General features: G+C 74.7%; 23 protein-coding genes and 1 riboswitch. Of the genes, 9 read left to right on the top strand and 14 right to left on the bottom strand.

Going from position 1 to position 22,687, the window contains the following annotated elements; all coding sequences use genetic code 11:
- Window positions 1-12 precede the first annotated feature (12 nt).
- Window positions 13-140: riboswitch (SAM riboswitch) on the bottom strand.
- Window positions 141-278: 138 nt separating this feature from the next.
- Window positions 279-1,277, top strand: a complete 999-nt coding sequence (locus ACWEO5_RS07975) for a glucosyl-3-phosphoglycerate synthase (protein ID WP_452161182.1) — start codon at window positions 279-281, stop codon at window positions 1,275-1,277.
- A 150-nt stretch (window positions 1,278-1,427) separates the two neighbouring features.
- Window positions 1,428-2,894: an alpha,alpha-trehalose-phosphate synthase (UDP-forming) gene (locus ACWEO5_RS07970; RefSeq protein WP_452161180.1), complete on the top strand. Its 1,467-nt coding sequence runs from the start codon at window positions 1,428-1,430 to the stop codon at window positions 2,892-2,894.
- Window positions 2,895-3,014: 120 nt separating this feature from the next.
- On the opposite strand, the gene otsB is transcribed toward ACWEO5_RS07970, so the two are convergent.
- The 4 genes from otsB to ACWEO5_RS07950 form a co-directional block, all read right to left on the bottom strand.
- Window positions 3,015-3,860: a trehalose-phosphatase gene (otsB, locus tag ACWEO5_RS07965; RefSeq protein ID WP_452161178.1), complete on the bottom strand. Its 846-nt coding sequence runs from the start codon at window positions 3,858-3,860 to the stop codon at window positions 3,015-3,017.
- A gap of 99 nt (window positions 3,861-3,959) precedes the next feature.
- Window positions 3,960-4,190, bottom strand: coding sequence for a DUF3263 domain-containing protein (locus ACWEO5_RS07960; RefSeq protein WP_452161176.1), 231 nt, complete (start codon window positions 4,188-4,190; stop codon window positions 3,960-3,962).
- 56 nt (window positions 4,191-4,246) lie between these two features.
- The gene (locus tag ACWEO5_RS07955; protein ID WP_452161174.1) at window positions 4,247-5,509 is read right to left on the bottom strand and encodes an extracellular solute-binding protein; all 1,263 of its coding nucleotides are present in this window, start codon (window positions 5,507-5,509) and stop codon (window positions 4,247-4,249) included.
- 160 nt (window positions 5,510-5,669) lie between these two features.
- Window positions 5,670-6,458: a DeoR/GlpR family DNA-binding transcription regulator gene (locus ACWEO5_RS07950; protein ID WP_452161172.1), complete on the bottom strand. Its 789-nt coding sequence runs from the start codon at window positions 6,456-6,458 to the stop codon at window positions 5,670-5,672.
- 186 nt (window positions 6,459-6,644) lie between these two features.
- On the opposite strand from ACWEO5_RS07950, the gene ACWEO5_RS07945 reads away from it, so the two are divergent.
- From ACWEO5_RS07945 to ACWEO5_RS07930, 4 genes are all read left to right on the top strand, one after another.
- Window positions 6,645-7,565, top strand: a complete 921-nt coding sequence (locus tag ACWEO5_RS07945; RefSeq protein ID WP_452161170.1) for an SIS domain-containing protein — start codon at window positions 6,645-6,647, stop codon at window positions 7,563-7,565.
- A gap of 147 nt (window positions 7,566-7,712) precedes the next feature.
- Entirely contained in the window at window positions 7,713-8,645 is a 933-nt protein-coding gene (locus ACWEO5_RS07940) for an ROK family protein (RefSeq protein WP_452161168.1), read from the top strand.
- Complete coding sequence (nagA, locus tag ACWEO5_RS07935) at window positions 8,642-9,817, top strand: N-acetylglucosamine-6-phosphate deacetylase (RefSeq protein WP_452161166.1); 1,176 nt, start codon at window positions 8,642-8,644, stop codon at window positions 9,815-9,817. Before ACWEO5_RS07940 ends, nagA begins: the two co-directional genes overlap by 4 nt.
- Window positions 9,818-9,923: 106 nt before the next feature.
- Window positions 9,924-10,817 carry a class II fructose-bisphosphate aldolase gene (locus tag ACWEO5_RS07930; protein ID WP_452161164.1) on the top strand — a complete coding sequence of 298 codons (894 nt, stop codon included), beginning with the start codon at window positions 9,924-9,926 and terminating at the stop codon, window positions 10,815-10,817.
- Here the strand turns inward: ACWEO5_RS07930 and ACWEO5_RS07925 are convergent.
- Entirely contained in the window at window positions 10,805-11,746 is a 942-nt protein-coding gene (locus ACWEO5_RS07925) for a hypothetical protein (RefSeq protein ID WP_452161162.1), read from the bottom strand. The genes ACWEO5_RS07930 and ACWEO5_RS07925 overlap by 13 nt on opposite strands.
- A gap of 119 nt (window positions 11,747-11,865) precedes the next feature.
- Window positions 11,866-13,668 carry a diguanylate cyclase domain-containing protein gene (locus tag ACWEO5_RS07920; protein WP_452161160.1) on the bottom strand — a complete coding sequence of 601 codons (1,803 nt, stop codon included), beginning with the start codon at window positions 13,666-13,668 and terminating at the stop codon, window positions 11,866-11,868.
- Window positions 13,669-13,902: 234 nt separating this feature from the next.
- Here ACWEO5_RS07920 and ACWEO5_RS07915 point away from each other — a divergent pair, with 234 nt between their 5' ends.
- Complete coding sequence (locus ACWEO5_RS07915) at window positions 13,903-14,463, top strand: flavin reductase family protein (protein ID WP_452161158.1); 561 nt, start codon at window positions 13,903-13,905, stop codon at window positions 14,461-14,463.
- Between the two features lie 7 nt (window positions 14,464-14,470).
- Here ACWEO5_RS07915 and arfB read toward each other — a convergent pair whose 3' ends face one another.
- Window positions 14,471-14,899 carry an alternative ribosome rescue aminoacyl-tRNA hydrolase ArfB gene (arfB, locus tag ACWEO5_RS07910; RefSeq protein WP_344554979.1) on the bottom strand — a complete coding sequence of 143 codons (429 nt, stop codon included), beginning with the start codon at window positions 14,897-14,899 and terminating at the stop codon, window positions 14,471-14,473.
- A gap of 94 nt (window positions 14,900-14,993) precedes the next feature.
- Here arfB and ACWEO5_RS07905 point away from each other — a divergent pair, with 94 nt between their 5' ends.
- Window positions 14,994-15,485: a hypothetical protein gene (locus ACWEO5_RS07905; RefSeq protein WP_344554977.1), complete on the top strand. Its 492-nt coding sequence runs from the start codon at window positions 14,994-14,996 to the stop codon at window positions 15,483-15,485.
- A gap of 112 nt (window positions 15,486-15,597) precedes the next feature.
- The gene (locus ACWEO5_RS07900; protein ID WP_452161155.1) at window positions 15,598-16,173 is read left to right on the top strand and encodes a TerD family protein; all 576 of its coding nucleotides are present in this window, start codon (window positions 15,598-15,600) and stop codon (window positions 16,171-16,173) included.
- 64 nt (window positions 16,174-16,237) lie between these two features.
- Here ACWEO5_RS07900 and ACWEO5_RS07895 read toward each other — a convergent pair whose 3' ends face one another.
- From ACWEO5_RS07895 to ACWEO5_RS07865, 7 genes are all read right to left on the bottom strand, one after another.
- Entirely contained in the window at window positions 16,238-17,248 is a 1,011-nt protein-coding gene (locus tag ACWEO5_RS07895) for a hypothetical protein (protein WP_452161153.1), read from the bottom strand.
- 104 nt (window positions 17,249-17,352) lie between these two features.
- Window positions 17,353-17,850 (bottom strand): DUF3180 domain-containing protein, encoded by a 498-nt coding sequence (locus ACWEO5_RS07890; protein ID WP_452161151.1) that lies wholly within the window; start codon window positions 17,848-17,850, stop codon window positions 17,353-17,355.
- Between the two features lie 126 nt (window positions 17,851-17,976).
- Window positions 17,977-18,576: a 2-amino-4-hydroxy-6-hydroxymethyldihydropteridine diphosphokinase gene (gene folK / locus ACWEO5_RS07885; RefSeq protein WP_452161149.1), complete on the bottom strand. Its 600-nt coding sequence runs from the start codon at window positions 18,574-18,576 to the stop codon at window positions 17,977-17,979.
- 35 nt (window positions 18,577-18,611) lie between these two features.
- Window positions 18,612-18,971, bottom strand: coding sequence for a dihydroneopterin aldolase (gene folB, locus ACWEO5_RS07880; protein ID WP_033250583.1), 360 nt, complete (start codon window positions 18,969-18,971; stop codon window positions 18,612-18,614).
- A 175-nt stretch (window positions 18,972-19,146) separates the two neighbouring features.
- Window positions 19,147-19,653 (bottom strand): nuclear transport factor 2 family protein, encoded by a 507-nt coding sequence (locus ACWEO5_RS07875; RefSeq protein WP_452161147.1) that lies wholly within the window; start codon window positions 19,651-19,653, stop codon window positions 19,147-19,149.
- 2 nt (window positions 19,654-19,655) lie between these two features.
- Window positions 19,656-20,522 carry a dihydropteroate synthase gene (gene folP, locus ACWEO5_RS07870; RefSeq protein ID WP_452161145.1) on the bottom strand — a complete coding sequence of 289 codons (867 nt, stop codon included), beginning with the start codon at window positions 20,520-20,522 and terminating at the stop codon, window positions 19,656-19,658.
- Between the two features lie 52 nt (window positions 20,523-20,574).
- A complete protein-coding gene (locus ACWEO5_RS07865) occupies window positions 20,575-22,407 on the bottom strand; it encodes a phosphatidylglycerol lysyltransferase domain-containing protein (protein ID WP_452161143.1) in 1,833 nt (610 codons plus the stop codon).
- Window positions 22,408-22,687 lie beyond the last annotated feature (280 nt).

The raw sequence follows: 22,687 nt of genomic DNA, 5'->3' as shown, positions 1-22,687 counted from the left end.
CGAGGCCCTTTCTCCTCATCTTCCCCGGATCGCGGTCGCGTCCGGGACGGAATTGGCACCTGTCCCGCCGGGCCTGCTGGCCGTGCGGGAGGGTTGCCGGGACTTCAACGGGCCGTTCCCTCAGTCCCTCTGGATGAGCTCTGTGAAGTTGTGGTCGTACGCTGCGAGCGACCCCCGCGTGCGAAGGCACGGTCGCAATACGAAGACTGTATCCGAAGGCCCGGGCGGACCCACCCCCGCGTCCGACACCCGAGACGAACCGAGACAGGGAGCGAGACTTGCCGGAGCAGCCCGAGCCCGGGGTACTGCCGGAGGTGGCCGACTGGCTGCGCCGCCGTTCGTGGACGGCCGCCGACCGGCCGCTCGACCTGCTGCTGGCCGCCAAACGGGCCGCCGGCCCGGCCGGCACGGTCAGCGTGGTGCTGCCCGCCCTGGACGAGGAGTCCACCGTCGGCGAGATCGTCACCGCGATCCGCACCGAGCTGGTCGAACGCGTCCCGCTGGTGGACGAGCTGGTGGTGGTCGACTCCGGCTCGCAGGACGGCACCGCCGCCGCCGCGGCCGCCGCCGGCGCCCGGGTGGTGCACCGGGACGAGATCCTGCCCCGGCTGCCCGCCGAGCCCGGCAAGGGCGAGGTGCTGTGGCGCTCGCTGCTCGCCACCAGCGGCGCGATCGTCTGCTTCGTCGACGCCGACCTGCGCGAGTTCGACCCGGCCTTCGTCTCCGGCATCATCGGCCCGCTGCTCACCGACCCGGCCCTGCAACTGGTCAAGGCCATGTACGACCGCCCCTTCGAGGCCGACGGCGCCGTCGTCCCGGCCGGCGGCGGCCGGGTCACCGAACTGGTCGCCCGCCCGCTGCTCAGCCTGCACTGGCCGCAGCTCGCCGGCTTCGTCCAGCCCCTCGGCGGCGAGTACGCGGCCCGCCGCGCGCTGCTGGAGCGGCTGCCCTTCCCGACCGGCTACGGCGTCGAGCTGGGCCTGCTGGTCGACGCCCTGGAGCTGGCCGGCCTGGACGCGCTGGCCCAGGTCGACGTCGGCGTGCGGCACCACCGGCACCAGGACGGCCAGGCCCTCGGCCGGATGGCCGCCACCATCTACCGCACCGCGCTGGAACGCCTGGACCGCACCCACCGCCTCAAGGCCGACCCGGACCTGGTCCGCCCGCTGCTCACCCAGTACAGCCGCACCGCGGCGGGCTTCACCCCGCGCACCCACCCCGTCCCGGCCACCGAACGGCCCCCGGTGGCCACCCTCCCCGAGTACCGCGACCGCTGAACCGCCGCCCCGCGCCCGTCCCGGCCCGCGGTTCCGGCCCGCGGTTCCGGCCCCGGACGGCTTCGGGAGCGGCGGCCGACCCCGAGAGTTCACCCGGCGCGGGCCGCGCCGAGTGGTTTGGTCGGCTGATCGCACGGCAAGGTTGGCTGTATGGCCGATCACGTGTCCGAACGCCCCCAGCAGTCCGGAGCCGCCCCGATCCTGGTGGCCTCCAACCGCGGCCCGGTGTCCTTCCGCACGGAGGACGACGGTTCGCTGACCCTCCGCAGAGGCGGCGGCGGGCTGGTCTCCGGGCTCTCCGCGATCGACGACCCGAACGCGGTCTGGGTCTGCGCCGCGCTCTCCGACGCCGACCGCACCGCCGCCCGGCAGGCCCCCGACGGGCGCCTCGACCTGGCCGGGCACGACGTCGGCGGGCAGGCCGTCCGGATGCTGGACATCGACCCGGAGACCTTCGCCCGCGCCTACAACGGCGTCGCCAACTCCACCCTCTGGTTCGTCCACCACCTGCTCTACCAGACGCCCGTGCAGCCCGCCTTCGACGCCGGCTTCCGCACCGAGTGGGCCGCCTACCGGGCGTACAACGCCGCCTTCGCCGAGGCCCTCGCCGCCGAGGCCGCCCCCGGCGCGGCCGTCCTGGTGCAGGACTACCACCTCTCGCTCGCCCCCGCGCTGCTCCGGGAACTCCGCCCCGACCTGCGGATCGGCCACTTCTCGCACACCCCCTGGGCCCCGCCGGACTACTACCGGCTGCTGCCCGACGACGTCGCCGCCGCCGTCCTCGAAGGCATCCTCGGCGCCGACCGGGCCGCCTTCCTGACCCGCCGCTGGGCCCTCGCCTTCGCCGACTGCTGCGAGGCCGTCCTCGGCGCGCAGGTCGACCGGGACGCCCTCACCGTCACGCACGGCGGCCGCACCACCCGGCTCGGCGTGCACGGCCTCGGCGCCGACGCCGAGTTCCTGCGCGAACGCGCGCACCGGCCCGACGTCGACGAACGCCTCGCCGCCCTGCGCGAGGCCGTCGGCGACCGGCGCACCATCGTCCGGGTCGACCGCACCGAACTCAGCAAGAACATCGTCCGCGGCCTGCTCGCCTACCGGCACCTGCTGCGCACCCGCCCCGAGTGGCTCGGCAACGTCGTCCACATCGCCTTCGCCTACCCCTCCCGGACCGACCTCGCCGAGTACCGCGACTACACCGCCGAGGTGCAGCGCCTCGCCGGGGAGATCAACGCCGAGTTCGGCACCGACGACTGGCAGCCGCTCATCCTGCACGTCAACGACGACTTCCCGCGCTCCCTCGCCGCGTACCGGCTCGCCGACGTCGCCCTGGTCAACCCGATCCGCGACGGCATGAACCTGGTCGCCAAGGAGGTCCCCGTCGTCTCCGACCGGGGCTGCGCCCTCGTCCTGTCCCGCGAGGCCGGCGCCCACGCCGAACTCGCCGACGACGCGATCAACGTCAACCCCTACGACGTCATCGCCACCGCCGAGGCCCTCACCGAGGCCCTCGCCATGCCCGCCGCCGAGCGCACCGACCGCACCAAGCGCCTCGCCGCCGCAGCCACCGCCCTCCCGCCCCAACAGTGGTTCCTGGACCAGCTCCACGCCCTCTGAACCGCCGCCGACCGAAGCGGCACCAGGGGCGCGGTTCCCCGCGCCCCTGTCGGTGCCCGTCCTGCCGGTGCCCGTCCTGCCGGTGCGCGTCCCGTCGCGCGCCCCGGCGGACGCCCTTCCTCAGCGCAGCAGTTCCGTCAGCCCGTTCAGCAGGTCGACCACCCCCGCCGGCCCCGCCACCACCAGGTCCGCGCGTTCGGCCAGCTCCGCGACCGGGGGTTCGCCGGTGACGGGGCCGCTGCAGACCAGGAGGCCCGGGTGGCCGGCTGCGCGGCGGGCGGCCACCTCCGCGTAGGCGGCGAGGTCGCCGAGGTCGTCGCCGGCGAAGAGCACCGGGCCGGCGTCCCGTTCCGCCAGGAACTCCCGGAGGGCGACGCCCTTGTCGACGCCCGGCGGCCGCAGTTCGAGGACCATCCGGCCGGGCTCCACGACCAGTCCCCGGCGGTGGGCCAACTCGCCGAGCGGTCCGCGCAGTTGCTCCAGCAGCGCGTCCGGGTCGGGGGCCCGCCGGGTGTGGACGGCCAGGGCCCGTTCCTTGTCCTCCACGAAGGTGCCCTCGGGGGCGCCCAGTTCGCGGAGCAGCGAGGGGAGTTCGTCCCGGACGGCGGCCACCCCGGGCGGGGGCGGGGCGGCGGTGACGGCGTTGCTGCTCGCGTCCCAGCGCTCGGCGCCGTAGTGGCCGAGGACGGTGAGGTGTTCGAGGCCGGGGGCGGCGGCGAAGCCGCCGTAGGAGGCGGCGGTGGCGGCGGGCCGCCCGGTGACCACCACGACCGCGCCGATCAGCGGGGCGAGCGCGGAGAGGGCGGGTACGACGCCGGGGTGGGCGCGGGCCCGTTCCGGGTCGGCGACGATCGGGGCGAGCGTGCCGTCGAAGTCGAGCCCCACGACTGCGGACTTCGGGTCGGCGAGCAGGCCCGCCAGTCCGGTCCGCCCCGCCTGGGTCGTGATCTGTTCGGCGATTCCCATGCCCCCGACGCTACCGGTCGGCGGGCGTCAGCGGGCGGCGACCGGTCCGGCGGGCCTGCGCCGGTCCCGGCGTCCGCGGCGCGCGGCGACCGGTCCGGCTCACTGCCGGGCGTCCCGCCGCGCCTGCCGGACCCGGCGCAGCCGGTTGACCAGGACCGGGTCGTGGGCGAGCGCCTCGGCGCGGTCGAGCAGGGCGTTGAGCAGCTGGTAGTAGCGGGTGGCGGAGATGCCGAGCTCCTGCCGGATCGCCTGTTCCTTGGCGCCGGCGGTCCGCCACCCGCGGGCTTCCAGTGCGAGTACCGCCCGGTCGCGTTCGGTCAGTTCGGCCATGCCTCCAGGTTAAGCACCCGGTCCGTCAGCCCTGGCGGCTCCGGCCCCGGCGGCCCTCAGCCCTGGCGGCTCTTGGACGCCTCGGACGCGGCGGTCGCCTGCAGGTCGCCGAGCACCTGGTCGCCGCCGCTCTTCACCGCGCCGCCCACCTGCTTCTTGATCAGGCTGCTGACCTTGTCCCAGGAGGGGGCGCCGTAGGGGTAGAAGTTGGCGTTGGGCAGGTTCTGCAGGAACTGGGTGAGGTCCTGGTGCTGGGGGTTCTCCGACATGTCCTCCAGCGTGTCCTGGGTGACGGGGAGCATGTTGTACTCCTCGTCGAACTCCAGGGTGTTCTGCTTGGAGAGGGTGAAGTTGAGGAACTTCTTGATCTCCGCCCGGTGCCCGTTGGCCTTGAAGGCCATCAGCCAGTCGGCGACGCCGAAGGAGACGTCCTTGACGTCGGCGCTCTTGCGCGGGACGGCGGCGGTGCCGTACTCGATGCCGGCCGCGGCCGCGTCCTTGAGCAGGGCGGGGTGGCCGTTGAGCATGGCGACCTCGCCCTTGGTGAAGGCGGTGAAGGCGGTCTTGCGGTCGACCTCGCCGGGGTCGGGGTAGGTCAGGCCCTTGTCGACCAGGTTGGTGCGCAGCCACTTGAAGGTGTCGCGGTTCTGCTGGCTGTCGATGGTGTAGTTGCCGACGCTGTCGGAGAGCGCGCCGCCGCCGCTCATCGTCCAGATCATCGACTCGGCCTGGGCCTCCTCGGGGCCGAGCGGCAGCGCGTACGGGATGACGTTCGGGACCTTGGTCTTGATCAGTTCGGCGTCCTTGCGCAGCTCCTCCCAGGTGGTGGGCGGGGCGCTGATCCCGGCCTTCTGGAAGATCGCCTTGTTGTAGACGAAGACCCGGCTGGAGGAGATGAACGGGATGCCGTACTGGCTGCCGAGGACCTGGCCGGCCTTGTTGAAGGAGTCCAGCAGGTTGGCCTGCGTCTCCATGGAGAGCACGTCGCCGACGGGGTAGAGGCGGTCGGCGGCGACCTGGTCGGCGAAGCCGCCGGTCTGCACGACGTCGGGGGTGTCGCCCTTGGCGATCAGGTCGGCGACGTGCTTGTCGATGTCGCTCCAGGGCACCACGTCGACGTGCACCTTGATGCCGGAGTTGGCGGCCTCGAAGTCCTTGGCCAGCTTGTTCCAGTAGTTGCTGCTGCTGTTGGAGTCGTTGGTGCCGTAGTCGGCCGCGACCAGGCTCAGCGTCACCCCTCCACCGCCGGACAGGACGCCGCAGCCGGACAGCAGCAGGCATCCGACGAGGGGGACGGGGATCAGCGCTGATCGCTTCAAGGGGGGACCGCCTTCGGGAGGGTTTCAGGCGCGACCCTGACAGCTACCGCTCGCGGTGGTCCAGACCTCTGGGGGCGAATAGGCAAGGAAGTTATCGAAGTGTCAGATCAGGTTGCGCCACGCGCAACGTGGACTGCACAACTGTCCGTTATGCGAACCCTCATGCGGTCAGGACGGTGACCCCGGCGGCGGCGAAGGCGGCCGCCACCGCGTCCGGCACCTGGTCGTCGGTGACCAGGGTGTCGACGGTCTCCAGGCCGCAGATCCGGGCGAAGGCCCGGTGGCCCAGTTTGGAGGAGTCGGCGGCCACCACCACCCGCCGGGCCCGCTCGGCGAGCAGCCGGTTGACCGCCGCCTCGCCCTCGTGGTGCGCGGTCGCACCGTGCTCGGCGTCGAACCCGTCCACGCCCAACACCGCAGTGTCCAGGGCGAGTTCACCGAGCACCTGGGCGGCCAGCGGGCCGATCAGCTCGTACGACTGGGGGCGGGCGACGCCGCCGGTGACCACGATCTTCACCTGCGGACGGACCGTCAACTCGTTGGCGATGTTGAGCGCGTTGGTGACCACGGTGAGGCGCTGGCCGCCCTCGGGGTGCTCGACCAGGTCGGGGCGGACGGCCAGCGCCCGGGCCACCTCGGTGGTGGTGGTGCCGCCGTTCAGGCCGACCACCTCGCCGGGGGCGACCAGGCCGGCCACCAGGGCGCCGATCCGCTGCTTGGCGTCGGCGTTGCGGGCGGTCTTGTACCGCAGCGGCAGGTCGTAGGAGACGCTGTGCGCCACCGCGCCGCCGCGGGTGCGGGTGAGCATCTGCTGGCGGGCCAGCTGGTCGAGGTCGCGGCGGATGGTCGCGGCCGAGACGTCCAGCGCGCCGGCCGCCTCCTCGACGTCCAGCTTCCCGTGCTCGGCCAGCAGCTCCAGCAGCGCGTTCCACCGCTCGTACCTGGACACCGTCCCCGCTCCTCCCGCGCTCGCCCCGGGCGGCCCCGCGCCCGGCCGGGACAGCTTCGCACACCCGACCTCCACCCCCCTCATTGCGCACTCATGCGCGAAACGGCTATAAATCAATCAGCTTTGCGCACGGTGCTCACCCTCGCCCGTGCGCGGTCCCCGGGGAAGCCGAAGGAGCCCTCGCCCATGCCGCAGCCGTCCCTCACCACCCAGGAGATCGCCACCCAGCCCGGGAACTGGCGCACCGCCGCCGCACTGGCCGCGAGCGGCCCGGCCGGGCTGCCGCGGCGCGGCGAGCGGGTGGCGGTGGTCGGCTGCGGCACCTCCTGGTTCATGGCCCAGGCGTACGCCGCGCTGCGCGAGGCCGGCGGCCACGGCGAGACCGACGCCTTCGCCGCCTCCGAGTTCCCGCCCGCCCGCCGCTACGACCGGGTGCTGGCGATCACCCGCTCCGGCACCACCACCGAGGTGCTGCGCCTGCTGGCCGGCACCGACCTGCCGACCACCGCGATCACCGCCTGCCCCGACCAGCCGGTGGCCGCGGCCGCCGGGCAGTTGGTCGACCTGGGCTTCGCCGACGAGCGCTCGGTGGTGCAGACCCGCTTCGCCACCACCGTGCTGGCCCTGCTGCGCGCCCACCTGGAGCTGGAGGAGGCCCTCCCGGCCGGGGTGCGCACGGTCGCCGAGGCCGCCGCGGACGCCGAGCGGGCGGTCGCCTGGCAGGTGCCCCGGGAGCTGGTGGCGCTGGAGCAGGTGTCCTTCCTGGGCGCGGGCTGGACCAACGGCCTGGCCCAGGAGGCCGGGCTGAAGATGCGCGAGGCCGCGCTCGCCTGGACCGAGGCGTACCCGGCGATGGAGTACCGGCACGGCCCGGTCTCGATCACCGCCCCGGGCCGGGCGGCCTGGATGTTCGGCGAGCTGCCCGCGGGCCTGGCCGGCGAGGTCGCCGCGGTCGGCGGCCGGCTGGTGGCCGACTCGGGGGCGGGCGGGCTGGACCCGCTGGCCGACCTGGTCCGGGTGCACCGGCTGGCCGTCGCGCTGGCCGCGCACCGCGGCCTGGATCCGGACCGGCCGCGCAACCTGACCCGCTCGATCGTGCTCGGCTGAGCCCCGCCCGACCGTACGGCCTGTAACGGCTTCGCCACCCAAACCGCCCAGGAGACGGCAAAGAGCGATAAACCTCACCTCTCAGGACCAGACCAATCGAGCAACTGGACTAGACCTCTTAGACCCGGCCAAGGAAAACTGTCCTACGTGAAGTACGTCATCGCACTCGATGTAGGCGGCACCGGCATGAAGGCCGCGCTGGTCGCCCAGGACGGCTCCGTGCTCTTCGAGGCACGCCGACCGACCGGGCGGGAGCACGGCCCCGACGCCGTCGTCGCCACCATCCTCGACTTCGCCGCCGACCTGGCGCAGGAGGGCCGCACCCGGTTCGGTGCCGCCCCCCTCGCGGCGGGCGTCGCCGTGCCGGGGACGATCGACGAGAAGAACGGGATCGCGGTCTTCTCGGCCAACCTCGGCTGGCGGGACCTGCCGATGCGCAAGCTGCTCGGCGAGCGCCTCGGCGGCATCCCGGTCGCCCTCGGCCACGACGTCCGCTCCGGCGGCCTCGCCGAGGGCCGGGTCGGCGCCGGGCAGGGGGTCGAGCGCTTCCTGTTCATCGCGCTGGGCACCGGCATCGCGGGTGCGATCGGCATCGAGGGCGCCATCGAGGCGGGCGCCCACGGCTACGGCGGCGAGATCGGCCACGTGGTGGTCCGCCCCGGCGGCCCGCAGTGCGGCTGCGGCGCCCGCGGCTGCCTGGAGACCCTGGCCTCGGCCTCCGCGGTCTCCCGGGCCTGGGCCGGCGCCAGCGGCGACCCGGAGGCCGACGCCGCCGCCTGCGCGAGCGCCGTCGACGCCGGCGACCTGCGGGCCCTCGCGGTCTGGCAGGACGCGGTGGACGCGCTCGCCGACGGCATCGTGCTGGCGCAGAGCCTGCTCGACCCGTCCACGGTGATCGTCGGCGGCGGGCTGGCCGAGGCTGGCGACACGCTCTTCACGCCGCTGCGCGCGGCGGTGACCGAGCGGCTGACCTTCCAGATGCCCCCGAAGGTCGTTCCGGCCATGCTCAAAGACACCGCCGCGTCCCTGGGCGCCGGCTTGCTCGCCTGGGACCTGCTCTCGATGGAGGTGACCGCGTGACCGCGGACCGTACTGCACTGGCCGGAGCCCGACTGGTGCTGCCCGGCGGGGTGATCGACGCCGGCCGGCTCGCCGTGGAGGGCACCCGCATCGCGGGCCTCGGCGGCGAGGCCGAGCCGAGCGACCTCGACCTGACCGGGTACACCGTCGTCCCCGGCTTCGTCGACCTGCACGTGCACGGCGGCGGCGGCGCCTCGTACGCCTCCGGGATCGCCGAGGAGGCGCTCACCGCCGCCCGCACGCACCTGGAGCACGGCACCACCACGACGATGGCCTCCACCGTCACCGGCGAGATCGACGAGGTCTGCCGCCAGGCGGCGGTGCTCTCCGAGCTCGTCGAGGACGGCGTCCTGGCCGGCATCCACTTCGAGGGCCCGTTCATCTCGCACAACCGGTGCGGCGCCCACCGCCCCGACCTGCTGCGCGACCCGGACCCGGCGCTGGTGCGCAAGCTCGCCGACGCGGGCCGCGGCCACACCAGGATGTTCACCCTGGCCCCGGAGCTGCCCGGCGGCCTGGAGTCGGTGCGGATGCTGTCCGACCTCGGCATCATCGCCGCCGTCGGCCACACCGACTCCGACTACGAGGTCACCCTGCGGGCGATCGACGCCGGCGCCACGGTGGCCACCCACCTGTTCAACGCGATGCCGGGCATCCAGCACCGCGCGCCCGGCCCGATCGTCGCCCTGCTGGAGGACGAGCGGGTCACCGTCGAGCTGGTCAACGACGGCATCCACCTGCACCCCTCGGTGGTCGAGCTGGCCTACGGCACGGCCGGCGCCGAGCGCGTCGCGCTGATCACCGACGCGATGGGCGCGGCCGGCATGGGCGACGGCCTGTACCCGCTCGGCCCGCTGCAGGTCCGGGTCGAGGACGGCGTGGCCCGGCTGGTCGAGGGCGGCTCGATCGCCGGCTCCACCCTCACCCTGGACGTCTCCTTCCAGCGCGCCGTCACCGTCCTCGGCCTGTCCCTGAACCAGGCCGTCACCTCGCTGTCCACCGTCCCCGCCCGGCTGATGGGCCTGGGCGACACCATCGGCACCCTGGAGGCCGGAAAGAACGCCGACCTGGTCGTCCTCGACTCCGACAGCTACGAACTCGTCGCGGTGATGCGCCGCGGCGAGTGGATCGTCGGCGCGGACCGCTTCGCCAGGGCCGGCAACCCGGCCTGACCCGCCGCCGCCCCGACCGGGGCGGCCGGGTCCGCCCGACACGCGCCGCGGTCGGGTGGGTAGCGGATCCTGCGCCTCGCTACTCACCCCACCGGGAGCTCCCGCCTTGCCGCTCGCCCGTACCCGTGACCTGCTCGCCGCCGCCGTCGCCGAACGGCGCGGCCTGCCCGCGTTCAACGTGATCACCCTGGAGCACGCCGAGGCCATCGCGGCCGGCGCCGAGGCCGCCGGCACCCCGGCCGTCCTCCAGCTCAGCCAGAACGCGATCGCCTACCGGGGCGGCCGGCTGCTGCCGATCGCCCGCGCCTGCGCCGAGGTGGCCGCCGCCGCCCGCGTCCCGCTCTCGCTGCACCTGGACCACGTCGAGGACCCCGACCTGCTGCGCGCCGCGCCCGGTGCCGGGTTCTCCTCGGCGATGTTCGACGCCTCCGCGCTGCCGCACGACGAGAACGTCAAGGCCACTGCGGAGGCCACCGCCTGGGCCCACCGCCACGGCCTGCACCTGGAGGCCGAACTCGGCCGGGTCGGCGGCAAGGACGGCGCGCCCCCGCTCGGCGCGCACGCCCCCGGCGCCCGCACCGACCCGGCCGAGGCCGCCCGCTACGTCGCCGAGACCGGCGTCGACGCGCTGGCCGTCGCGGTCGGCTCCTCGCACGCGATGACCACCCGGACCGCCGCGCTGGACCACGCGCTGATCCGCGCGCTGGCCGCCGCCGTCCCGGTCCCGCTGGTCCTGCACGGCAGTTCCGGCGTCCCGGACGACGCGCTCGCCGAGGCGGTCGCCGCCGGCATGGTGAAGGTCAACATCGGGACGGCGCTCAACCTCGCCTGCACCCCGGCGATCCGGGCCCGGCTGGCCGCCCACCCCGCCGTCACCGACCCGCGCGGCTACCTGTCGGCGGCCCGGGACGCGATGGCGGCCACCGTCGAGCAGCTGGCCCGGGTGGTGTCCGCGGCGGCCCGGACCGCCGCGGGCCCCGCGGCCGGCTACTTCGGGTAGTCGTTGACGCTCATCGGCGTCAGCGCGACCTGGTCCAGCAGCACCGGGTTGCTCGCCCCGGCCGGGACGGTCAGCGTGATGGTGTTCGACCCGGCCTGCAGCACCGGCCATATGTTGGTGCTGAACCACGACTGGGCCGGGTCGGCGGCCGGGTTCTTGGAGTAGTTCTTGAAGGTCACGCCGTTCGGGTGGTCCTTGCCGTTGACGGTGACCTGGGCCGGCTGGTCGGCGCCGGTGTTGTTGAAGTGCAGCCAGAACTTGGTCTGCCCGCCGGCGTCCGAGTTGACCGTCCAGGTGAAGGACGAGCCGGCCTGCAGGACCAGGTAGCTGCCGTCGGCGGAGATCGCGCCCTTGACCGTGCTGTCGGTGGCGGCGCCCGTCGCCTGCAGCTTGGACGCGTCGCCGAACGGCTCGTTCGCGGCGCTCGGGCTGGGCGCGGCGCTGCTCTCCGCGGTGCTCGGGCTGGGTGCGGGGGTGTCGGCGGCTGCGGTGGCCGGGGCCTTGCCGGTCGCGTCGGCGGCGCTGGGCTTGCCGCCCGGGTCGCCGGTGGAGAGCGCGACGCCCGCGCCGATCGCGATCGCGGCGACCACCGCGACGGCGCCGATGATCGCGGCCTTGCCTCGGCCCGCGGGCCGCTCCTCGCCGGGCCGCGGCCGGGAGCGCTCGGCGTACCGGGGCTGCTGGGGCAGCGCCGTGGTGGGCTCGTGCGGGGCGGCCGGGCCCTGGCCGTAGCCGGGCGGCGGCGGGGCCTGCGGGTAGGTCGGCCGCTCGCCGTAGCTGGCCCGGCCGACCTCCATCGGACGCTGGTAGCCGCTGCGGGGGCGCTCGGCGGCGGGCTGCTCGCCCTCGGCCGGGCGGTACAGGTACGCGAAGGGGTCTTCCTCGCCCGCGCCCTCGGGCGCTGCGCCGCTGTTGCCGGGCGTGGTCACGTTCGACTCCCCTGGACTGGTCTGCTCCGTACCCAGGGCACCCTACCCGCCCTCGATGAGCGGGGGCCAAGCGGTCGGCCGGCCAGGCGGGCGCGCCCCGCGCCCGCGCCGCCCGGTCCTCAGCCCGCCCGGCGGTGCGAGCGCTCGCCCCGGGCGCCGCGGGCGGCGCCGCCCCGGGTGCGCTTCTCGTCGTACATCCGCTCGTCCGCGGAGTGCAGCACCTCGTCGATGCTCATCCCGCAGCCGGCCCAGCCGATGCCGAGGCTGACGCCGACCCGGACCGCCCGGTTGTCGATCCGCATCGGCGGCAGGATCGCGCTGCGCAGCCGGCCGGCCAGTTCCTTGGCCTCCTCGCGGCCGATGTTGTCGGCGAGGACGACGAACTCGTCGCCGCTCATCCGGGCCACCGTGTCACCCTCCCGGACGACCTGCTGGAGGCGGCGGGCGATCTCGATCAGGACGGCGTCGCCGGTGTTGTGGCCGTGCCGGTCGTTGACCAGCTTGAAGCCGTCCAGGTCGCAGTAGAGGACGGCCAGGCCGCGCTCGCCGCCCGGGGCGGAGCCGCGGCGGTGGCCGTGCCACAGGTCGCGCTCGGCGGGGGGCTGCTCGGCGGGGACCACGGCGTGCACGTGGTGGGCGGGGGCGCCGCCGTGGTGCGGCGCCCCGTCGGCCGCGAAGGCGGCCCGGTCGCGCTCCAGGGCCCCGTCGGGGGCCGCGTAGCCGTGCGCGTGGGGTGCGGGCGCCCCGGCGGCCTGGCGGCCGTCCTGGGCGGTGTGGGCGCCCGGGTGGGGCGCTCCGGGGGGCGGGCCCTGGCCGGGTATCCCGGCGGGCGGCAGGGCGGCCGGACAGAGTCGGCGGGCCAGCCGGGCCCGCAGCTCGGCGCCGTTGGGCAGGCCGGTGAGCGCGTCGTGGCTGGCCCGGTGGGCGAGCTGGAGCTCGTGCCGCTTGCGGTCCTCGATGTCCTCGACGTGGGTGAGCAGGAAGCTGGGGCCCTCGGCGGCGTCGGCGACCACCGAGTTGCGCAGGCAGACCCACTGGTAGCCGCCGTCCCGGCGGGACAGCCGAAGTTCGGCCCGGCCGCCCTCGGCGCTGGTGCGCAGCAGCAGCTCCAGGTCGTCGGGGTGGACCAGGTCGACGAAGCGCTGCTGGCGCAGCGCGGCCCGGGGGCGGCCCAGCAGCCGGCACAGGGCGTCGTTGACCCGGCTGAGCTGGCCGGTGGTGTCGCCGTGCAGTTCGGTGATGGCCATCCCGCTGGGGGCGTACTCGAAGGCCTGCCGGAAGGACTCCTCGCTGGCCCGCAGGGCTTGCTGCTCCTTCTCCAGCCGGGCCAGGGCGCGCTGCATCTCGGCGCGCAGCCGGGCGTTGCCGATGGCTATGGAGGCTTGCAGGGAGAACATCTCCAGGGCCTCGCGGGTCCACGCGCCGGGGCGCTTGCCGCTGCGCGGGCGGTCGACCGAGAGGATGCCGAGCAGGTCGCCGCCGGCGCTGTACATCGGCGCGAGCAGGACGTCGGAGGGGTGCCAGTCGTTGCCGTAGACCGGCATCGGGCCGTTCCCGGTCCAGGTGGGGACGTCGGTGGCGATGGCCCAGCCGCGGTCGTGCGGCAGGAAGCGCAGGGTGCCCCAGTGGTCGGCGACCTGGAGCATCCGCTCCCAGGACTCGCGGGAGCCGACCTGGCCGAGCAGGACGGCGGGGCCGCCGAAGGCGCTCTCCTCGATCTCCCAGACGGCGGCGACCACCAGGTCGCCGTCGGGACGCACCAGGCTGACCGCGGCGGCGTCGAACCCGAGCCCGTGGACCGCGCCCTCGACGACCGCCTGGAGGGTTCCCGCCAGGCTCCGGGCAGCGTTGAGGTCCGCCACGACCCGGTGCAAGGTGCGGAGGGTCGCGAGGCGGACGTAGGGCTCCGACTCGGCTTCCATGCGGGGGCTCCCCGGCTGCTTCGGATGGTTCTTGAAAGGTTGTCGTCCGATTGCCAGAAGAACTGAATCACAGCGAGCACTGCGATAGGCACGCTCGGTCAGCAATAGCCGGTGACTGTGACTCAAATCACATAATGATCAAGCGGTTTGCGACCGAGGCCCGACCGGACCTACGACCGGACTACGACCACGGCCCGATACCGGCGCACCCGACCGGCGACTACCGTGCGGTACGTGTACAGCTCCCAGCAGTCCCCCGCCGCCCCCGCCCCCGCGGCCCCCGCCCCCGCGGCGGCGGCCGGCGCCACCCCCGAGGAGTTCCGGGCCGCCCTCGGCCAACTCGCTGCGGGCGTCTCGCTGCTGACCGTGCACGACCCCGAGGACGGCGAGGACGCGGGGATGACCGCCACCTCGTTCCTGTCGGTGTCGCTGGAGCCGCCGCTGGTGCTGGTCTCGGTGCGCACGGACTCGCGGATGGACGAACTGCTGGCCCGGGCCGAGACCTGGGCGGTGTCGCTGCTCGCCGAGGAGCACCGCACGCTCGCCTCCCGGTTCGCGATGAAGGGCCGGCTCAGCGACCGGCTGCTGTTCGCCGACGCCGCCTGGCGGCGCGGCCCGCACAGCGGCGCCCCGCTGATCGACGGCGCGCTGGCCACCGTGGAGTGCCGCACCGAGCAGCGGATCGCGGCCGGCGACCACGTCCTGGTGCTCGGCCGGGTGCTGGCCGCCGGGGTGCCCGCCCCGGCCGGGCGGCCGCTGCTGTACCTGCGCGGCGGCTACCGGCAGCTGGGCTGACCGGCCGTCACTCCGGGCGGATCCGGCCGCGGCCCTGCTTGAGCCCGGAGCGGTGCCGCTTGTTCTCCAGCCGCCGCTCGACCATGCCGCGGCTCGGCTTGGTGGCCCGCCGGGTCTTCGGCGGCGGCGCGGTGGCCTCCCCCAGCAGCGCGGCCAGCCGGGCCGCGGCCACCTCGCGGTTGCGCCACTGCGAGCGGTGCTCGGAGGCCCGGACCACCAGCACGCCGTCCACCAGCCGGGAGGCCAGCCGCTCCAGGGCGCGCTCCTTCCACACCGGCGGCAGCGCCTCGGAGGCCGCCAGGTCCCACCGCAGCTCGACCTTCGAGTCCGAGGTGTTCACGTGCTGCCCGCCGGGGCCGGAGGATCGGGAGAAGCGCCAGACGAGCTCGGCGTCGGGGACGACCACCGAACCCCGTACGCGCACGGGCTCAGTCATGCGCCCATCATCCCGTCCGCCCCGGCCCCCCGTCACCTGGTTAAGCCGCCCCGGCCGGGCGCGGCCGCCCCGGCCGAGCGGGCACAATGGCGGCGTGATCGAGCTCGGCTACTCCCTCTCCACCCGCTTCCCCGACCCCCCGCAGACCGACTACCGCACCGCGTCGGTCCGTTCGCTGCGGCACGACCTGTTCGCGGGGGACGTGTACCTGGAGACGGACGAGGGGGCCGGGCTGGAGACCCGCTGGCACTGGGTCCCGGTGCTGGACTTCGCCTGGGCGGTGTGCGACGTCGTCGAGCGGCTCGACGAGGACCCGCGCGGCAGCCGGGAGGCCCGGGTGCGCACCGAGGACCTGGACTTCACCCAGAACACCGAGCTGCTGCGCTTCGCCCGCCGGTTCGGCTGGGTGGAGATCACCGCCACCTGGCGTCCGGACGACGAGCCCCTGGTGGTGCGGCACGCCGAACTGCGCCGGGAGGCCCGGGACTTCCTGCAGGACGTGCTGGCCGACCTGACCGAGCTGCACGAGGGACTCGCCGACAACCCGAACGTCTGGACCGTGCAGGGCCGCTACCCGAGAATCTGAGTCGCGGCGGGCGTCCGCGCGGAAGGAATCCGTCCGTTCACCGAGCGGTGGAACCAACTGCCGCCCGTCCCGCGTTCTCTGGGCAAAACCGACCGAAGGGACACCACAGACCATGCCCGTGAGCCTCACCAAGGGTGGCAACGTCTCGCTGACCAAGGAGGCCCCCGGCCTGGCCGCGGTCGCCGTCGGCCTCGGCTGGGACGTGCGCACCACCACCGGTGCCGAGTTCGACCTCGACGCCAGCGCGATCGTCCTGAACGCCGAGGGCAAGGTCTACTCGGACCGGCACTTCGTCTTCTTCAACAACACCAGCACCCCGGACAGCAGCGTGGTGCACGCCGGCGACAACCGCACCGGCGAGGGCGCGGGCGACGACGAGTCGATCAACGTCAACCTGGCCGCGCTGCCCGCCGACGTCACCAAGATCGTCTTTCCGGTGACCATCTACGACGGCACCAACCGCGGCCAGAGCTTCGGCCAGGTCCGCAACGCCTACATCCGGGTGGTCAACCAGGCCGGCGGCGCCGAGATCGCCCGGTACGACCTCTCCGAGGACGCCGCCACCGAGACCGCGATGATCTTCGGCGAGCTGTACCGCAACGGCGACGAGTGGAAGTTCCGCGCCATCGGCCAGGGCTACGCCTCCGGCCTGGTCGGCATCGCCCAGGACTTCGGCGTGAACGTCTGACCCGCACCGCACGCGCGACGGCCCCCCGGAGCCTTCCGGGGGGCCGTCGCGCGTGGGCGGTGCGTCAGGAGCGGCCGGCCCGCAGCTCGGGCAGCTCCAGCAGTTCGGTCTCGTCGTGCGCGGTCAGGTCGACCACCTCGGGCTCGGTGTCCGACTCGGCGTGCCGGTGGCTGGGCGGCTGCTCCACGGCCTGGTGCGCGGGCGGCTGCGCGGCGTCCACCGGGGCGCCGTCCAGCACCGCGTAGCGCTCGCTGTCGGCCAGCGCCTCGTCGCCCACCACGTCCGCCAGGTCGCCGACGGCGGGCGCCGGGGCACCGGCCCGCAGCGCGGCCCGGGCCGTGCCGGGGCGGCCGAAGAAGCTGAACGCGGTGGCCCGCGGCCGCTGCGGCGCGGGCACGTGCGGGCGGGCGGCCTCCGGCGCGGGCAGGGCCGGGCCGACCGGGCGCAGCGCGGCCGAGCCGCCGGCCGGCACCGGGTCGGGCATCTTCGGGCGCAGCTCGACCTGGGCCCGCTCGTCCACCTCGCGGCGCGCCTCGGCGGCCGCCGCCTGCCGCTCCAGGTGCCGCACCGCGGCCTGCGCGCGGACGTAGGAGGCGGGCGTGACCGGGTGCTTGGGGCGGGCGGCCTCCAGGGCCCGGCGGGTCGCCTCGGCCTCCTTCATGGCCTGCTCGGCGACCATCACGGCGCGCTCGCGCAGCAGCCGGGCGATCTCCGTCTCGGCCTTCGCCAGCCGGGACTTCTCCGCGGTCAGCCGCCGCCCGAACCGGGTGGCGCGCTCCTCGGCCACCTCGGCGGCGTACTCGGCCTCGGCGATCTGCTCCTCGTAGCGCTCCTCGGCGCGCAGCCGGCGCACCACCGCGAGTTCGGCGGCGGTCCGGGCGGCCCGGTCGCGCTGGCGCAGCACCAGGGCCAGGCCGACCACGGCGACCACGGCGGCGACCCCGACCGAGCGGGCCACGACCTGGTCCGGACTGGCCACCAGGGCGGCCACCGCAGCGACCACGAGCACGCCGGAGGCGGCCGGGGGCAGCAGCCGGCCGAGGAGGGAGGAATGACGGTGGCGTCCGCGAGACATGGCTAGAAACTAGCGTGCGAATCGCGGCGCTGTCAGCCTCGCCCCCTTTTCGGGCCTTGACAGTCCGTGTCGGCCACCGGAGGCGACGGCCGGGTGACGGGGGGTCAGCGCGAGGGGGCGGCCGTCCCGCGCGGGTGCTCGGGGTCGTCGTGGTCCTCGGGGAGCTTGCAGATGTGCTGGAGCCAGAGCGCCACCGCGATCACCGCCGCGCCCGCGATCACCGCGAACAGCGCGGTGGCCGCCTGCGTGCGGCGGGCCGCGACCTCCAGCGAGCCGAGCAGGAACACCCCGACGCCCGCGTAGATCCCGGTCACCACCGCGGACACCAGCGCGCTGGCCTGCCCCAGCACCAGCGCCCGGGCCGCGTGCAGCGGGTCGACGCCCTTGGCGCCGGGCTGCCGCTCGCGCACCGCCTTCAGCCGGGAGCGCAGCGAGATCGCCGCGGCCAGCAGCACCACGGCGATCGCCGCCAGCACGTACGGCGCGTAGGCGGGCACCCCGGGCAGGGTGCCCAGCGAGTCCCACAGCCGGGCGCCGCCCCAGGACAGCAGCCCCGTGATCGCGGTGATGCCGAGCAGCAGGCGGAGACGGAGCGGCTTCACGCGGACGGGCTTCCTTCCAGTGGCTTCGACGGCGGGGCGTCGCGACCAGGCCACCGTACCGGCCCGGCCGCGCCCCCAGGGAGCTACGCCCGCGTGCGCCCGGAAGTTCCCGCTCCCGGTCCGGGCCTACTCGGGCAGCCGCAGCTGCAGGTCGGCCCGGAGCCGCACGCCCTGCGCCGCGGCGCCGCCGAGGCCCGCCAGCAGGTCGGCGACCGGCCCGTGGCCCGGCACCTCGGCCGCCGGGTCGGCATCCTGCCAGGGGGCCAGCACGAACGCCCGCTCGTGGGCGCGCGGGTGGGGCAGCGTCAGCTGCGGGTCGTCGCTGGTGACGCCCTCGTAGGCGAGCACGTCGACGTCCAGGGTGCGCGGCCCCCAGCGGACCTCGCGGACCCGGCCGAACGCGTCCTCCACCGCGTTGGCCCGCTCCAGCAGGTCCTGCGGGGGCAGCGAGGTGCGCAGCACCGCGACGGCGTTGAAGTAGCTCGGCTGGTTCTCGGGGCCGCCGACGGCGTCGGTCTCGTAGACGGCGGACAGCGCGGTCACCCGCACCCCCGGGGTGTCCTCCAGCGCGTCCACGGCGCCCTGGAGGGTCTCCAGGCGGTTGCCCAGGTTGCTGCCGAGGGCGACGGCGGCGGTGCGGGGGCTGTGCAGGGTGGACTCCACGCGGTCCACCTTGCCCTGCAGGTCGAACGTGGTCGGCGTGGCGGTCGGGTCGGTCGTGGCCAATGGAGTTCCCTCTGTTCGGGCTCCACCGGGGGCGGTCAGGCGCGGCCCCGGCGGATCGTGATGGTGACGTCGTCGAACGGGACGGTGATCGGGGCGTCCGGCTTGTGCACGGTGACCTCGACCTCCTCGACCACCTCGTGTCGCAGGCACTGGTCGGCGATCCGCTGGGCCAGCGTCTCGATCAGGTCGACCGGGTCGCCGGCGATCACCGCGGTGACCTCCTCCGCGATCACGCCGTAGTGCGCGGTGCGGGTCAGGTCGTCCCCCGCGGCGGCCGGCCGGGTGTCGAGGAACAGCACCAGGTCGACCACGAAGGTCTGCCCCTCGATGCGCTCGCGCTCGAAGACGCCGTGGTGGCCGCGGGCGCGGAGCCCACGCAGGGTGACGCGGTCCAGCAAAAGAATCACTGCTCCCAGCTGACGGCCCCGCGGTGGGGCGGGGAACGGCGGGCACCGTCGCCCGCCGCCCCTCGAATCTACCTTCGAGCACCGACGGCCCATGACCGCCTCCCCGGCCGCCCACCCGATCGGACCGGCCGCCGCGGCCCTTGACGCCACCGGCCGGGCGGCGCTACTCGTCCTCTTCGTCGTCGTCCTCGTCGTCCCCGCTGGTGAGCACCGGCGAGCCGTGGTGCGACCACAGCTTCCAGCCGCCCGCGGTGCGCCGGAACAGGTTCGTCGAGACCACCTTGCCGCCGACCAGCGGCCCGAGCTCGCCCTCCTCCTCCGGCTCGCCGCCGGACAGGATGTTCTCGGTGCAGGTGACCAGGGCCACGTCGCCCTGCACGTCGACCTCGACGTCGGTCAGGAAGAACTGGATGTACTCGGTGTTCGCCATGATCAGCATGTAGGAGCGGGTCACCTGGGCCCGGCCGATCAGCGCGGGCCAGCCCGGGTGCACGCAGAACACCCCGCCCTTGTCGTCCGCCTCGCCCGGCCCGAGCCAGATCGCCTCGACGGCCTCCAGGTCGCCGTTCTCCAGCGCCTCGTACAGGGCCTGGTTGACCGCCAGGACGGCTTCCTCGTCCGGCTCCAGCGCCGCCGCCCGGTCGTTGCCGCCGCTCACTGCCTCCGCCACGTCTACCCCCTCTGCGCCGCCTGCTCCCAGGCCGCGACGACTCGTACGGCGTCAGCCGTGCCGGACACGTCATGCACCCGTACCGCCCAGGCACCCGCCTTCGCCGACAGCACCGAGACCGCCGCCGTGGCGTCGTCCCGCTGCCGCGCCGGGCGCAGCTCCCCGGTTTCCGGGTTGGCCAGCAGCGTACCCAGGAAGCGCTTGCGCGAAGCCGCCACCAGCACCGGGCGTCCCAGTGCCGTCAGCGCGTCCAGTCGGCCCAGCAGCGCCCAGTTGTGGGCGCCGGTCTTGGCGAACCCCAGGCCGGGGTCGAGGATCAGCTGCTCCTCCTTCACCCCGGCGGCCAGCAGTTCCTCCACCCGGGTGGTCAGTTCCCGCACCACGTCGGCGACCACGTCGTCGTAGACCGCCAGGGCGTCCATGTCCGCGGACTGGCCGCGCCAGTGCATCACCACGAACGGCGCGCCGGTCTCCGCGACCACCCGCGCCATGTCCGGGTCGGCGAGGCCGCCGGAGACGTCGTTGACCACCCGGGCGCCCGCCGCGACGGCCGCCGCGGCGACGGCCGCCCGCATGGTGTCCACCGAGACCACCACGCCGGCCCGGGCCAGCTCGGTGACCACCGGGACCACCCGGCGCAGCTCCTCCGCCTCGGTGACCCGCACCGCCCCCGGCCGGGTCGACTCCCCGCCGACGTCCACCAGGTCCGCCCCGCGCGCCACCAGGTCCAGCCCGTGCGCCACCGCCTTCGCCGGGTCCAGCCACATCCCGCCGTCCGAGAACGAGTCCGGCGTGACGTTGACCACCCCCATCACCGCGCAGCGCTCAAGGACGGGCAGGCCGGGGACGTTCTCGCTCATGCGTCCCATTATCGGCGCACCGGTCGGCGGGGGCCGCACGCCGCGGCCCCGCCGTCCCGCGCTACGCCGCCTTGTCCAGGCGCGCCGCCGGCTCCTGCATCAGCCCCTGCCGCTGCCGCTTGCGGCCGAACCGCGGCATGCCCAGGGTGATGAACGCCTCCGCCTGCATCGCGGCGAAGCCGATCCGCGGGAGGTCGCGGGTGTGCTGGTAGACCAGGAAGCGCGGCTCCCAGACGGGCTGGAACTTCGCGTTGAACTTGTACAGCGACTCGATCTGGAACCAGCGCGACAGGAACACCAGCAGCCCGCGCCAGGCCCGCAGCACCGGCCCCGCGCCGATCCGCTCGCCGCGGGCCAGCGCCGAGCGGAACATCGCGAAGTTCAGCGAGACCCGGCGCACGCCCATCGCCCCGACCTCCTGGAGGGCGGCGACGATCAGCAGCTCGTTCAGGCCGGGGTCGGCCTCCCGGTCGCGGCGCATGAGCTCCAGCGAGATGCCGTCCTCGCCCCAGGGGACGAAGTGCAGCACCGCCTTCAGGTCGTCGCCGCCCTCCCCGTCCTCGGGGGCCTTGTGGGCGGTGACCACGATGCACTCGTCGTCGCCGGCGTCGCCGAAGCGGCCCAGCGCCATCGAGAAGCCGCGCTCGGTGTCGGTGCCGCGCCAGCGGGCCGCGGCGTCGCCGATCCGGCGCTTCTCCTCCAGGTCGAGGTCGCCGACCCGGCGGACCTTGCAGGAGTAGCCGTTGCGCTCGATCCGCTTGACCATCTGGCGGACGTTGCGCATCGCGCGGCCGGAGAGCGAGAAGGTCGCGGTGTCGACGATGGCCTCGTCGCCGAGTTCGAGCGCGTCCAGCTCGGCCTCCCGGGTCCACACCTCGCCGCCGACCTCGGAGCAGCCCATCACGGCGGGCGCCCAGGCGTGCTCGCGGGCGGTGGCCATGAAGACCTTGATCGCGCCGGGCCAGGCCTCGACGTCGCCGACCGGGTCGCCGGAGGCGAGCATCACGCCGGAGACCACCCGGTAGGAGATCGCGGCCTTGCCGGTGGGCGAGAACAGCACGCTCTTGTCGCGGCGCAGCGCGAAGTAGCCGAGCGAGTCGCGCCGGCCGTGCCGGGCGAGCAGCTCGCGGACCTTCAGCTCGTCCTCGGGGGTCAGCTCGGGCTCGGGCTTCTCCGGGCGCAGCGCCAGGTACGCGGTGGCGAGGGCGGTGACCAGGCCGAGCCCGCCGAGCGAGTAGCCGACCAGGTCGCCGATCCGGTCGGAGGTGTAGTGGACCGGCCCCTCGAAGCCGAACAGGCCGTAGCCGACCTGCTCCAACCGCTGGAACAGCGACGGGTCGCCGACCTCGGCCTTCCAGCGGACCGAGACCACGACCAGGCCGAGCAGCACCGAGACCGCGCCGAGCAGCACGAAGGCGGCCACCGCGCGCCAGCGGGTGCGCGGGTCGGCCTTGGCGTAGAACTCGCGCCGGTGCACCAGCATCACGGCGAGCAGCGCCAGCGAGATCGCGGCCTGCCCGAACTGGTGCCAGCGCATCAGGTGCAGCGTCGCGCCGACCGGCAGCAGCACGCACACCGCCCGCCAGGCGCGCGCCTTGCGGCGGCGCAGCGCGTGCGCGAGCAGCACCAGCAGCATGCCGACCATCAGGGTGCCGGCGGCGGCCAACGAGGTGGTGCCGCCGGGCAGTTGACCGACCACGGTGTGCACCCGGGTGAGCCGCAGCCGGGGCGAGACCGCGCAGGCGATGTCGATCAGCCCGATGGCCAGGCAGGCGTACCCGACCGCTCCCGGGAGCCAGGGCCGCGGCACCGCGGCGGCCTGGCTGCGGAGCGCCTGCAGGCCCCGCGGCCGGGGCGCGTCGGAGGTGGTCTCAGCGGACACGGGAGCGCTCATGAGAACTCAGCCTAGAGGCACCGGGACGCTGGGCGCGCGCTCCGGGACCAGGGGGGTGATGGACCTTCATGACAGTTCCTTTTTCTGGCAATCCGCACGTCAAGTGCGGTCCACGGGACGGTGTGGACCGCCCGGCCCGGGCCCGGGTCGAACGGTTGCGCTCGTCGGTTCGGGGGACGCGGCGGTGTGTCGCCGCGCCCGCACCCGGCTCCGCCCGGCAGGCGGTTCGGCGCGTCTCCCCCCGATGGACGCCGCGTTCCACCGCGACGGTTCCCCCGGA

The organism is Kitasatospora sp. NPDC004272, from assembly GCF_053603035.1.
This window is presented reverse-complemented; position numbering and strand designations above follow the sequence as displayed.